10 protein-coding genes are annotated in these 11,445 nt (G+C 61.7%); 3 read left to right on the top strand and 7 right to left on the bottom strand.

Annotated elements, in window-relative coordinates:
* Positions 1-115 precede the first annotated feature (115 nt).
* The 4 genes from sutA to glnK form a co-directional block, all read right to left on the bottom strand.
* Positions 116-442, bottom strand: a complete 327-nt coding sequence (gene sutA / locus AC1Q6I_RS31750) for a dormancy-specific transcriptional regulator SutA (RefSeq protein ID WP_010567186.1) — start codon at positions 440-442, stop codon at positions 116-118.
* Positions 443-544: 102 nt separating this feature from the next.
* The gene (locus tag AC1Q6I_RS31755; protein ID WP_017845176.1) at positions 545-970 is read right to left on the bottom strand and encodes a secondary thiamine-phosphate synthase enzyme YjbQ; all 426 of its coding nucleotides are present in this window, start codon (positions 968-970) and stop codon (positions 545-547) included.
* 211 nt (positions 971-1,181) lie between these two features.
* Entirely contained in the window at positions 1,182-2,519 is a 1,338-nt protein-coding gene (locus AC1Q6I_RS31760; protein ID WP_024078070.1) for an ammonium transporter, read from the bottom strand.
* 34 nt (positions 2,520-2,553) lie between these two features.
* Positions 2,554-2,892 carry a P-II family nitrogen regulator gene (gene glnK / locus AC1Q6I_RS31765; protein ID WP_002555808.1) on the bottom strand — a complete coding sequence of 113 codons (339 nt, stop codon included), beginning with the start codon at positions 2,890-2,892 and terminating at the stop codon, positions 2,554-2,556.
* Positions 2,893-3,314: 422 nt separating this feature from the next.
* Between glnK and AC1Q6I_RS31770 the strand changes: the two genes are divergently transcribed.
* Positions 3,315-3,575 (top strand): accessory factor UbiK family protein, encoded by a 261-nt coding sequence (locus AC1Q6I_RS31770; protein WP_010567183.1) that lies wholly within the window; start codon positions 3,315-3,317, stop codon positions 3,573-3,575.
* A 153-nt stretch (positions 3,576-3,728) separates the two neighbouring features.
* The gene (locus AC1Q6I_RS31775; RefSeq protein ID WP_069077278.1) at positions 3,729-5,246 is read left to right on the top strand and encodes a YifB family Mg chelatase-like AAA ATPase; all 1,518 of its coding nucleotides are present in this window, start codon (positions 3,729-3,731) and stop codon (positions 5,244-5,246) included.
* A 91-nt stretch (positions 5,247-5,337) separates the two neighbouring features.
* Here the strand turns inward: AC1Q6I_RS31775 and AC1Q6I_RS31780 are convergent, their stop codons facing one another.
* On the bottom strand, positions 5,338-6,588 hold the full coding sequence (locus AC1Q6I_RS31780; protein WP_069077277.1) for a benzoate/H(+) symporter BenE family transporter: 1,251 nt from the start codon (positions 6,586-6,588) through the stop codon (positions 5,338-5,340).
* 142 nt (positions 6,589-6,730) lie between these two features.
* On the opposite strand from AC1Q6I_RS31780, the gene pdxR reads away from it, so the two are divergent.
* A complete protein-coding gene (pdxR, locus tag AC1Q6I_RS31785) occupies positions 6,731-8,230 on the top strand; it encodes a MocR-like pyridoxine biosynthesis transcription factor PdxR (protein WP_069077276.1) in 1,500 nt (499 codons plus the stop codon).
* A gap of 20 nt (positions 8,231-8,250) precedes the next feature.
* On the opposite strand, the gene AC1Q6I_RS31790 is transcribed toward pdxR, so the two are convergent.
* Together AC1Q6I_RS31790 and AC1Q6I_RS31795 are read right to left on the bottom strand one after the other, a co-directional pair.
* A complete protein-coding gene (locus AC1Q6I_RS31790) occupies positions 8,251-10,227 on the bottom strand; it encodes a methyl-accepting chemotaxis protein (protein WP_102625038.1) in 1,977 nt (658 codons plus the stop codon).
* Between the two features lie 177 nt (positions 10,228-10,404).
* Positions 10,405-11,325 carry a LysR substrate-binding domain-containing protein gene (locus AC1Q6I_RS31795; protein WP_024078075.1) on the bottom strand — a complete coding sequence of 307 codons (921 nt, stop codon included), beginning with the start codon at positions 11,323-11,325 and terminating at the stop codon, positions 10,405-10,407.
* Between the last annotated feature and the right edge of the window lie 120 nt (positions 11,326-11,445).

Below are 11,445 nucleotides of genomic sequence, written 5' to 3' on the forward strand. Positions count from 1 at the left end.
ATGGCCTCCAAAAACAAAACACCCTGCGAAAGCGTAGCCCTCGCAGGGTGTGGGGGTGACCATCTCATTAGCCCGCAGCGACGGCGGGCTTTTTCATACAGGCATGCGGCGGGCCTTAGATAGGCCGGCTGCCATACTTGTTGTCAGGCTTCTTGGGCGGATCTGCAACCACGTTGGGCTCGACTTCAACCACCTTGCCGCCTTTAGCGAGGAACTCTTCCATCGCGCGGGCCAGCGCATCGCGTTCTTTGTTCTTGGCTTCAACGCTCGGCAATTCGTCTACCGAAACAGCAGCCTTCGCCTTGCCCTTGGCAGCCGGAACAGGAACATCGTCACCGCCATCGTCGTCGGCAACGTCTTCCGCCGCCGCTTCAAGGCCTTCTTCGGTGTCGTCTTCGTCACCTACTTCCAGTTCGTCGTTTTCCAGATCATCGTCGCTCATGTTCTACCTCATGACTTGCGAAAAGCAGATTAGTTATAGCCCAGCCTCACCCTCTGTCGAGGTCGCCGGAAAAAAATCAACATCCACCGGATAACCAGTGGCTTATGCCCCATCACCGTGCAAGGTGGCGAGGACTTTACGAGCACCACCATGATCACGGTGCTCGCCCAGATAAACACCTTGCCAGGTCCCCATCGCCAAGCGGCCGGCCTTGACCGGCAAACTCAGCTGGCAGCCCAGGAGACTGGCCTTGAAGTGCGCCGGCAGATCGTCCGGGCCTTCGTCGTTGTGTTCAAACCCCGCACGCCCTTGCGGCACCAGCGAGTTGAAGAAACGCTCGAAGTCACGACGAACCGCCGGATCGGCATTCTCGTTGATGGTCAACGAAGCCGAGGTATGCTGCAGCCACAGGTGCAACAGGCCCACGCGGCATGCCTTCAACTCAGGCAAGCCGGCAAGCAACTCATCGGTTACCAGGTGAAAACCCCGGGGCTTGGCCCGCAAGGTAATCAGGGTCTGTTGCCACATACAGTTCTCCGCCCATCGGCGCGCATTCTAGCGCGCTCTGGGAAAAAACAAAGTGCCGAATACGCCTACATGGCTGTAAGACATTCGCACGCTTACAAGTACCGTGTGCGCGCCATCACAAACTTTGCGCTAAAACCGGTACAGCTTGTTATGACTGACAAACGCCAGGCAAAAAAATGCCCGGCAAGCCGGGCATCTTTTTTTTGCGTACTTACAAGTTGTAGCCGCGTTCGTTGTGTTGCGCCAAGTCGAGGCCGACAGCCTCTTCTTCTTCGGTAACCCGCAGGCCCATGACCATGTCCAGCACCTTGAGGATGATGAAGGTCACAATAGCCGTATAGATCACAGTGAAGCCGACGCCTTTGCACTGAATCCAGACTTGGGCCGCCACATCAGTCACGGTGCCGAAGCCACCCAGTGCCGGCGCTGCAAACACACCGGTGAGGATTGCGCCGAGGATACCGCCGATACCGTGAACACCGAAGGCGTCCAGGGAATCGTCGTAGCCCAGTTTGCGTTTCAGGGTCGTCGCGCAGAAGAAGCACACCACACCCGCCGCCAGGCCGATGATCAGCGCGCCCATCGGGCCCACAGTGCCGGCTGCCGGCGTAATTGCCACAAGGCCCGCCACCACACCCGAGGCGATGCCCAGGGCACTTGGCTTACCGTGGGTGAGCCACTCGGCGAACATCCAGCCCAGCGCAGCGGCAGCGGTAGCGATCTGGGTCACCAACATTGCCATACCGGCAGTGCCGTTGGCCGCAGCAGCGGAACCGGCGTTGAAGCCGAACCAGCCCACCCACAGCATGGCCGCACCCACCAGGGTGTAACCCAGGTTGTGTGGCGCCATTGGCGTGGTTGGGAAACCTTTACGCTTGCCGAGGACCAGGCACGCGACCAGACCGGCCACACCGGCGTTGATGTGCACCACGGTACCGCCAGCGAAGTCCAGCACGCCCCAGTCACCCAGCAACGAACCCGGACCGCCCCAGACCATGTGGGCAATCGGTGCGTAGACCAGGGTGAACCAGACGCCCATGAAGATCAGCATCGCGGAGAACTTCATACGCTCGGCGAAGGCGCCGACGATGAGCGCCGGAGTGATGATGGCAAAGGTCATCTGGAAGGTGACGAACACCGCCTCAGGGAACAGCGCCGCCGGGCCGGTGATGCTGGCAGGGGTCACACCCGACAGGAACAGCTTGGACAAGCCGCCCACAAAGGAGTTGAAGTTGACGACGCCTGCTTCCATACCCGTGGTGTCGAACGCCATGCTGTAGCCGTAGACGAACCACAGGATGGTGATCAAGCCGGTAATGGCGAAGCACTGCATCATCACGGAAAGAATGTTCTTGGAGCGCACCATGCCGCCGTAGAACAAGGCCAGGCCGGGAATGGTCATGAACAGCACCAGCGCGGTGGATGTGAGCATCCACGCCGTGTCGCCGGAATTGAGGACTGGAGCCGCCACTTCGTCTGCCGCCATGGCCAGGCTTGGCATTACGATGGACAACAGGGCTCCGAGCCCTGCGAATTTACGCAGAGTCATATTGTTTTCTCCTGGGGCGTTGGGGTTTGGCGGCTTAGATTGCGTCGGTATCGGTTTCGCCGGTACGGATGCGAATAGCCTGTTCCAGATTGACCACGAAGATCTTGCCGTCACCAATCTTGCCGGTGTTGGCGGCCTTGGTTATCGCCTCGATAACCCGGTCAAGATCCTTGTCGTCAATGGCGACATCAATCTTCACCTTCGGCAGGAAATCGACCACGTATTCCGCGCCGCGATACAGCTCGGTGTGACCCTTCTGCCGACCGAAGCCTTTGACCTCAGTAACGGTAATGCCCTGCACGCCGATCTCGGACAACGACTCGCGTACATCGTCCAACTTGAACGGCTTGATGATGGCAGTGACTAGCTTCATGAAAACTCTCTCCCGAATTGGTGGACTTGCCCCAGGAAAACAAACCCGTCTCAAGTCTAAGCGCAGTGCCTGGCTTTGTAACGCGTCGTCGCAAGAGCAGTTGCCGTTGCAACGCCAGCGAACCACTGGTGACGAAACCTGTACCCCTGATCCGTCGGCGCACTGCATTCGTCACAGCGACTGCATCAGTGCATGGGTCATGATCGTCTAAGCAGAAACCTTGCCAGCTCCGTAAAAATCACTGAAATCAGTCCTTTGCTCCGCTACGCCCACCTGCGAGGCTTTTTGGCGGCGCCATTGCGCACGAAAACAGTGCGCAGACGCCCGCCCCCATGCGCGAAAAGCGTGCGCCTGCGGCCGTGGAAATGACTATAGACGCTGCGTGATACACTGCCCGCCAACAGTTTTCCGGAATATTTCCCATGCTCGCGCCCAAAGACCTCCTCGACGCCCTGAGCGGCCACGCCTCTCGCCTGTTCAGCGGCGACACCCCGCTGCCCCGCAATGAAATCGAAAGCCAGTTCAAGGCGTTGCTGCAAAGCGGCTTCAGCAAGCTGGACCTGGTGAGCCGGGAAGAATTCGATAGCCAGATGGTCGTACTTGCCCGCACCCGTGCGCGCTTGGAGAGCCTGGAGGCGAAAGTTGCAGAGCTGGAAGCGCGGTTGAACCCTCCTGCGGAATAAATGCGATCAGTGTGGGAAGGGGCTTGCTCCCTCCCACATTTGCTCTACCTTTTGTTCTGGATACGTTCTGTAAAACCTCCCCGCCTCGCTCTTCCCCACCTCGTCTACCCTTGAAAAACCGCAGGAAGCGGCCACCTCTTTCAAGGAACGAGCATGTCCCTCGCCATCGTCCACAGCCGCGCCCAGGTCGGCGTCGAAGCCCCTGCCGTCACCGTCGAAGTGCATATGGCCAACGGGTTGCCGTCGCTCACCCTGGTGGGGCTGCCAGAAACCGCGGTCAAGGAAAGCAAGGACCGCGTACGCAGTGCCATCCTCAACTCAGCGCTGCAATATCCTTCCCGCCGTATCACCCTCAACCTCGCGCCCGCCGACCTGCCCAAGGACGGTGGGCGCTTTGATCTGGCGATCGCCCTGGGGATCCTGGCGGCGAGTGTGCAGGTGCCGGCGTTGATGCTGGATGACGTGGAGTGCCTGGGGGAGTTGGCGTTGTCCGGCGAGGTGCGGGCGGTAAAAGGCGTATTGCCCGCCGCATTGGCGGCGCGCAAGGCCGGGCGCACCGTGATAGTGCCGCGGGCGAATGCCGAGGAAGCGTGCCTGGCATCCGGGCTGAAGGTCATTGCCGTGGATCACCTGCTGCAGGTGGTGGCACACCTGAATGGGCATGCACCGATTGAGCCCTACAAGTCTGACGGGCTGCTGTATTCGAACAAACCCTACCCGGACCTGAGTGAAGTTCAGGGCCAGCTGTCAGCCAAGCGCGCACTGCTGATTGCAGCAGCGGGCGCACATAACCTGCTGTTCAGCGGGCCACCAGGTACCGGCAAGACCTTGCTCGCCAGCCGCCTGCCCGGGTTGCTGCCGCCATTGAGTGAACAGGAAGCACTGGAAGTGGCGGCGATTCAATCCGTGGTCAGCCTGGCACCGCTGAGCCATTGGCCCCACCGGCCGTTTCGCCAGCCACACCATTCAGCCTCCGGTCCGGCACTGGTGGGCGGCGGATCGAAACCGCAGCCGGGGGAAATCACCCTGGCCCATCATGGAGTGCTGTTCCTGGATGAACTCCCGGAGTTTGATCGCAAGGTGCTGGAGGTCTTGCGCGAGCCACTGGAGTCGGGGCACATCGTGATTTCCCGCGCCCGTGACCGAGTGCGCTTCCCCGCGCGCTTCCAACTGGTGGCGGCGATGAACCCCTGCCCCTGCGGTTATATGGGCGCGCCCTGCAACCGATGCCGTTGCACGCCCGAGCAAATCCAACGCTATCGCAACAAACTCTCCGGGCCCTTGCTGGATCGGATCGACCTGCACTTGACGGTCGCCCGCGAAATCACCGCGCTGAACCCGACCCCACAGCCCGGCGGCGACACATCCACCGCCTCCGCGCTGGTCGCCCAGGCTCGAGAGCATCAACAGCGGCGCCAGGGTTGCGCCAATGCGTTCCTGGATCTCTCTGGGTTGCGCCAGCATTGCGCGCTGTCCAAGCCGGATGAAGCCTGGCTGGAAAGCGCCTGCGAGCGCTTGACCCTGTCCCTTCGAGCCGCCCACCGCCTGCTCAAGGTCGCCCGCACTCTGGCGGACCTGGAGCGCGCAGACACTATCGGCCGCAACCACATTGCCGAAGCACTGCAATACCGGCCCTCGGCCTCCAGCCAAGTCGACGGCGCAAACGGCTAGAAACACCCCTCGGCGATACACCGGGCGACGGCGGCACAGCGCAACCACGCGCTCACGCACAGGCAGGTCGTTAACGGCTGATTGGCGCGCATCATTGGGCCGCTCCCTTCGCCGTCACCACCGGCTCGGAGACCGGCGCCACAGTCGCCCGGCGACGGGGCAGGCGGCCGTTCAGCAGCACATACGCGGCCAATCCGATCAACAACCCCCAAAACGCTCCACCGATCCCCAGCAGGGTGATGTTTGCGGCGCAGGCCAGAAAGGTGATCAGCGCAGCTTCACGGGATCGGGTGTCCGCCATGGCGTTGGCCAGGCTGGTGCCAATGGTGCCCAACAGGGCCAAGCCGGCCAACGTGGTGATAAACGCCGACGGGAACGCCATGAATAAGGCGGCCAACGTCACCCCGAACACCCCGACAAGGATATAGAACACCCCAGCGGTAACACCCGCGAGCCAACGTTTGGACGGGTCTTCCGAGGCTTCCTTGCCCGTGCAGATGGCCGCCGTGATGGCCGCGATGTTGAACGCGTGCGAGCCGAATGGCGCCATCAACAGCGAGCCCAGCCCGGTCACTGCCAGGATGGGGTTGGCGCTGGTCTTGAAGCCATCATTGCGCAACACCAGCATGCCCGGCATGTACTGGCCCGTGAGGGTGATCAGGAACAGCGGCAATGCCACACTGAGCAGCGCATTGACGGAGAATTCAGGCTGGGTGAAAACCGGCGCGGCCCATTGCAGGGACAATCCCGATAGATCCACTCGCCCTTGCACCAGCAGCAATACCAGCCCGAGCACCAGAATTCCGACGACCGCGTAGCGCGCGGTAAACCGCTTGAACCCAACGTAAGCGGCAATCAGCAACCCCACCAGGGCAGGGTCCAGGCTCATGCCACTGAATGCGCCGATCCCGAACTGCAGCAGAATGCCGGCCAGCATGGCGGCCGCAATGCCTGGCGGAATCAACCGGATGACTTTTTCAAAGCAGCCGGACAACCCGAGCAGCACAAATGCCACGGCCGAAATGATGTACGCACCGACCGCCTCGGCATAAGGCGTGGTCGACAATGCGACGATCAGAAACGCCGCCGCGGGAGTCGACCACGCGGTGATGATCGGCTCACGACTCACCCAACTGAGAGCCAGCCCCGTCACCCCAACACCGATCGACACCGACCAGACCCACGAAGCGGTCAGCTCCGCGCTGAGCCCGGCCACCTTGGCGGCCTGGAACACCAGGATGAACGTACCGCCATAATTGACGATGACTGAAATCAGACCGGCTACCAGGGGGTGAAACAGGTCGCGTGGGCGCAGCGAAGACGACGATATCGAAGAAGACATGAGGGCATTGCTCCTTGCCATACGAGAAATTGAGCCTCACGCAGTGGGTTGTCCGCCAACGTGAAGGCTGTGGCTCAGGCCCAAGTCTACGGATAGACTGGCCTGCCATTACCGGCCAATTCTTCGAGGAAAGGCAGACCGCATGGCGAAAACGTTCGAGCTTGAAACCCTGAAAATGCGCCTTGACGATGTGCAGCTCCAGGGGTTGGGCCTGCACCAGCGAATTCAACGCGCGCTGCGGGCGTTGATCCTCGACGGGGCACTGGCGCCCGGCCTGAAGCTGCCTGCGACGCGGGTGTTGGCCAAGTCATTGGGGATCGCACGCGATACGGTGGAGAACGCCTACGTGCAGTTGCAGCGCGATGGCTTTATCGCGCGGCGCGAAGGTTCCGGCAGTTATGTGTGCGAGGCCCTCGGCACCGAATTGCGCGGCGGGTCCGGCCGCCGTATCAAGGCGCAGGCAGGCAAAAGCAGTCTCGCGCCCCTCGGCACCGGCTTGAGCCAGCGCGGACGGATGATCCTCGACAGCGGTGGCGTAAACGACCAGCAGGTGATCAAAGCCTTCGCCACGGGCCTGCCTGAAACCCGCTCCTTTCCCACCGACGTCTGGGAACGCCTGCAACGTCAGGTGATGAGGGACTCTCGCAGCAGCGTGCTGTTGCACGGCGACCCGCAAGGGGCCGAGCCGTTGCGCAAAGCCATCGCTACGTATTTGAACCTTGAACGCGGCGCCCAGTGTTCGCCCGACCAGATCCTGGTGCTGAGCAGCACGCGCCAGGCGCTTTTTCTATGCGCGCAGTTGCTGGTGGACGTCGGCCAGCCGATCCTGCTGGAAAACCCGGGCTACTACGGCGCCAGGAAGGCTTTTGAAACCGCCGAGGCCAAGGTCGTGCCCATCGATGTCGATGAATCGGGCATCCGCACCGACCTGCTGCACGCCGACCGCAGCGGCGCCCACTGCGTGTATGTCACGCCCTCCCATCAATACCCGACCGGCGCCACGCTGACACTGGAACGGCGGCTTGAGCTGATCAACTGGGCGGCGGAAAAAGGCAAATGGGTCATCGAAGATGACTACGACAGCGAGTTCCACTACGACGGCAAACCCACGGCCTGTGTACAGGGCTTGGACAAGTACCAGCGCACGCTTTACCTCGGTACCTTCAGCAAGACCCTCTTCCCCGGGCTGCGCATGGGCTACATGGTGCTGCCCCCTGCGCTGGTCAAAGCCTTCACCTATGCTCGCAGCATGATGGACGGCCACACGCCTCAACTCCTGCAATTGACCCTGGCGCGTTTTATGGAGGACGGTCATTACAACGCCCATGTGCGCGCAATGCGCAAACTCTACGCCGGGCGCCAAACCGTCATGCTCGATGCCATCGGCAAGCATCTGGACGGCGTGGTCACGGCATGCCGCCCCCAAGGCGGGCTGCAAATTCCCTGCGTGCTCCATGAGGGTTGGTCGGAAGAAAAAACCATCCACAAGGCCGCCAGCGCGGGTGTGCAACTGTCCGGCCTGAGTCGGCTATACGCCGGCACCGCACAGAAACAGGGCTGGCTATTGGGCTACTCGTCCTTGACCGCCCATGAAATCGAAATCGCCATGCTGCGCCTGGCTAACGCGCTCAAGACCCGCTAGACACACGCCCTGGGCCGCCTTCAACGAAAACGATCCACCTCGTGCCGCAAGCTTGCCGCCAGCGTCTCCAGTTCCTTGGCGGTAATGGCCAGGTTGGACACCACCTCACGCTGCTCGCTGTTGGCCAGCGCAATGCTCTGCAAGTTGCTGCTCAGCAAGGTCGCCGTGCTGCTCTGTTCCTGGGTGGCGGTGGTGATCGCAGCAAACTGCTGACCGGCCGAGCGGCTTTGCTCGTCGATCCGCGCCAGCGCCGAAGCCACGTCGGCATTACGCGCCAGGCCTTCCTGCATCAGTGCATTGCCGTGTTCCATGGTGCTGATGGCGTTGCCGGTTTCCTGCTGGATGCTCTGGATCATCCCGGAAATTTCGTCGGTCGCCTGGCGGGTGCGCGACGCCAGGTTGCGCACTTCATCGGCCACCACCGCAAAGCCACGGCCTTGTTCACCGGCGCGGGCGGCTTCGATGGCGGCGTTCAGTGCCAGGAGGTTGGTCTGTTCGGCAATCGCGGTGATCACCCCGACGATGCCGCCAATTTCCTGGGAGCGCTGGCCCAGGGTGTTGATGACGGTGGCAGTGCTGTTCAGCGCGGTCGCGATATGCTCCAGGGACGACGACGCCTCTTGCATGGACGTGCGCCCGATACGGGTCTGCTGGGCATTTTCCTGGGCCAGGCGTTCGGTATTGCCCATGTTGTCAGCGATATTCAGTGAGGTGGCGCTGAACTCTTCGACCGCGCCGGCCATGCTGGTGATCTCGCCAGACTGCTGCTCCATGCCTTCATAGGCGCCGCCGGATAACCCGGACAGTGCCTGGGCACGGCCGTTGACCTCTTCAGCCGCCTTGCGGATATGCGAAACCATGGTCGACAGCGCTTCCCCCATCTGGTTGAAGCTGCGTGCCAGTTGGCCGATCTCGTCATGGCTGGACACATTGAGGCGTACGCTCAAGTCACCCGCGCCCAGGGCTTCGGCCTGGCGTACCAGGTCACTCAAGGGGGCCAGCTTGCTGCGCAACAACCAGACCGTTGCCCCCACCGCCAGCAGCATCGCCAGCACACTGCCGATCACCAGGCGAATACCGACGCCCCAGGTCACCGAGCGAATCTCGGCCTTGGGCATGCTCGCAACCACCGACCACGGGCCGCCCTCGAACGGCACCGAGACACTGTAGAAATCTTCGTTCTTGTCGCTCCAGAAGCGGCCCTTGCCTGGGGTCTTGGCCAGGTCCAGCATCACCGGAACCGCTTGATCCAGCGCCTGCACGCCTGCGGGTGGCACCAGCCAGCGTTTCTGTTCATCCAACAGGGCCAGTGAACCGGTCTGGCCGATGCGGAAGCGCTTGAGGTTGTCGAACTGCGCGTTCTGCGCGTCGGTGTAGTCGAAGCCGACAAACAACACCGCGATAACTTTGCCAGCCGCGTCACGCACGGGCGTGTACTGGGTCATGTAGGAACGTTCGAACAACACGGCGCGGCCGACATAACTCTGCCCCGCGAGCAGGCGCTGATAGGCCGGGTGCTGGTGGTCCAGGGCCGTACCGATGGCGCGGCTGCCATCCTGTTTGGTCAGGGAGGTGCTGATGCGGATAAAGTCTTCGCCGCTGCGCACAAACACGGTGGCCACGCCGCCGGAGGTGTCCTTGAATTCATCGACCTCATCGAAATCATTGTTCAACAGGTCACTGCCCAGGTAGAGGGCCGGGGTCTGTACGCCAGCCACAGCCATCTGCTGATCACCGTGCACGCTCAAACCCGCGCCGAAACGCTTTTCAAACAGCCCGCTCAAACGCTGAGTGCTCTCGCGCAAGGTGCTGTGGAAGGTATTGAGTTGGTCGGCAAGCAAGCGCGCCTCGCTGGCCAAGTGCTCCTCGCGGGTGGCGAGGTTGGCGGAGTCAAGGGAACGCAAGGCGAAAACAGTGCTGCCGCTGATAACGACAGCCAGAATCACGGCTAATGCGAGACCTAACTGGGAAGCGATCCGGGCACGAGGTTGAGACATGACAGCTCCTGGCCGAGGCCAGGATCATCCTGATCTCATAGCGCTGCTCGGCGAATTATCTGGTGGGTAACGTTGGTGCACGATAGTTCCAACACCCCTACTTCGGCGGGCTTGGGCAATACTTGAGCTATTCACAGGGGTATCACGCAAACGGTTGCGAGAAAGCGCTGAAGCGATTCAATCGAGACGCTCGACTGCCGGCAGCACCATCGCCTGCACTTCGCCCTGCAGAAACTCCGCCAGCCGACGCAAGCGCTCGCCACCCGGGCGGGTTTTCGGCCACACCAGGTAGTAACTTTCACCACTGGCGACAGCCGTTGGCCACGGCAGGCTCAGCCTTCCCTGGGCGACGTCCTCGGCCACCATCAGTAAATCGCCCATGGACACCCCGTAGCCGCGCGCAGCGGCGATCATGCCCAGCTCCAGGGTATCGAACACCTGCCCACCCTTGAGCGACACCTGGGAAGCCAGGCCCATGCGCTCCAGCCAACTGCGCCAGTCCCGACGGTCGGGCGTGGGGTGCAGCAACTCGGCGGTGGCCAGGCGGCTCACGTCCCAGGGACCGTCACTCAACAGGTTCGGCGCACCCACCGGAATCAATAACTCCGGGAACAGGTAGCTGGCCTCCCAATCCGCCGGAAAATGCCCATCGCTCAACAACACCGCGCAATCGAATGGCTCCTGATTGAAGTCCACTTCATCCACGCTCATCCATGCGCTGGTCAGTTGCACCTCGTTGCCCGGCTGCAAATGCCGGAAGCGACTCAGGCGCGCCAGCAGCCAGCGCATGGTCAAGGTGGACGGCGCTTTCATACGCAGGATGTCGTCTTCGGCATTGAGGGTATGACAGGCCCGTTCCAGCGCGGCAAATCCCTCGCGCACGCCAGGCAACAGCAGGCGCGCGGCTTCGGTGAGCTGCAGGTTACGGCCGCTGCGCTGGAACAGGCGGCAGGCGAAGTGCTCTTCCAGGGTGCGGATGTGCCGGCTCACTGCGCTTTGCGTAATCGACAGTTCTTCAGCGGCGCGGGTGAAGGAGTTGTGCCGCGATGCGGCTTCAAAGGCCCGCAAGGCATACAGCGGAGGAAGACGACGAGACATAGGGAAAGCTCCGACAGCGCAATGGGCAAACCCTACCAGAATCAATCAGGCATGAGTTTTAATCATGCAAACGATCGCTTTTATCCCTTTGTGCAATGGGCTGAGAGCGCCGAGAATCAA

Source organism: Pseudomonas sp. MPR-R2A5 (assembly GCF_058793055.1).

Excerpts from the sequence above, each read along its gene's own strand:
- sutA (WP_010567186.1), bottom strand. The coding sequence starts at position 442 with ATGAGCGACGATGATCTGGAAAACGACGAACTGGAAGTAGGTGACGAA.
- AC1Q6I_RS31755 (WP_017845176.1), bottom strand. The coding sequence starts at position 970 with ATGTGGCAACAGACCCTGATTACCTTGCGGGCCAAGCCCCGGGGTTTT.
- AC1Q6I_RS31760 (WP_024078070.1), bottom strand. The coding sequence starts at position 2,519 with ATGACTCTGCGTAAATTCGCAGGGCTCGGAGCCCTGTTGTCCATCGTA.
- glnK (WP_002555808.1), bottom strand. The coding sequence starts at position 2,892 with ATGAAGCTAGTCACTGCCATCATCAAGCCGTTCAAGTTGGACGATGTA.
- AC1Q6I_RS31770 (WP_010567183.1), top strand. The coding sequence starts at position 3,315 with ATGCTCGCGCCCAAAGACCTCCTCGACGCCCTGAGCGGCCACGCCTCT.
- AC1Q6I_RS31775 (WP_069077278.1), top strand. The coding sequence starts at position 3,729 with ATGTCCCTCGCCATCGTCCACAGCCGCGCCCAGGTCGGCGTCGAAGCC.
- AC1Q6I_RS31780 (WP_069077277.1), bottom strand. The coding sequence starts at position 6,588 with ATGTCTTCTTCGATATCGTCGTCTTCGCTGCGCCCACGCGACCTGTTT.
- pdxR (WP_069077276.1), top strand. The coding sequence starts at position 6,731 with ATGGCGAAAACGTTCGAGCTTGAAACCCTGAAAATGCGCCTTGACGAT.
- AC1Q6I_RS31790 (WP_102625038.1), bottom strand. The coding sequence starts at position 10,227 with ATGTCTCAACCTCGTGCCCGGATCGCTTCCCAGTTAGGTCTCGCATTA.
- AC1Q6I_RS31795 (WP_024078075.1), bottom strand. The coding sequence starts at position 11,325 with ATGTCTCGTCGTCTTCCTCCGCTGTATGCCTTGCGGGCCTTTGAAGCC.